The organism is Blautia sp. DFI.3.45, from assembly GCF_020593505.1.
Lineage (GTDB): Bacteria > Bacillota > Clostridia > Lachnospirales > Lachnospiraceae > Blautia_A > Blautia_A wexlerae.
This window is the reverse complement of sequence record NZ_JAJDMI010000181.1, coordinates 1-384: the sequence shown is the minus strand read 5'-3', so window position 1 is coordinate 384 and position 384 is coordinate 1. Positions and strand designations below refer to the sequence as shown.

Genomic DNA, 384 nt, shown 5'->3' with positions numbered 1-384 from the left:
CGTTGTCCTCATAGATTTTGCAAATCAGTTTTTCCAGTTCTCCGGCTCTCTTTTGAGCAGCGGCCAGACGCCTGCGCTTTCTCGCTATATCGGCACTCTGTTGGGCAACCTGCGTTTCCTGAACGGCGTGAATAAATTCCGTCCGATCATTTCTGGAATATTCAGCGATAGCCCGGAGCGTGTCGGAAACCAATGTCAGAACAGCACTCTCATTGATACGGTGTTGTGTAGGGCATAGTATCCCACACGGAACTTTGGTATAATTGGAACAGGTATATTGAGAAATCCGCTTGCCATTGTTGGTGCGGTGGACATACATCTTGCCGCCACAATCGGCACAATAGAGCAAGCCTGTGAGGGGAGCCGCTTCGCCCCAGCCGTTTG

At 50.8% G+C, this 384-nt stretch carries 1 protein-coding gene; it reads right to left on the bottom strand.

Annotation, left to right across the window (positions count from 1 at the left end; all coding sequences use genetic code 11):
- The coding region (locus LJE09_RS17515; RefSeq protein ID WP_227311621.1) for a zinc ribbon domain-containing protein at positions 1-384 on the bottom strand (384 nt) is incomplete at both ends.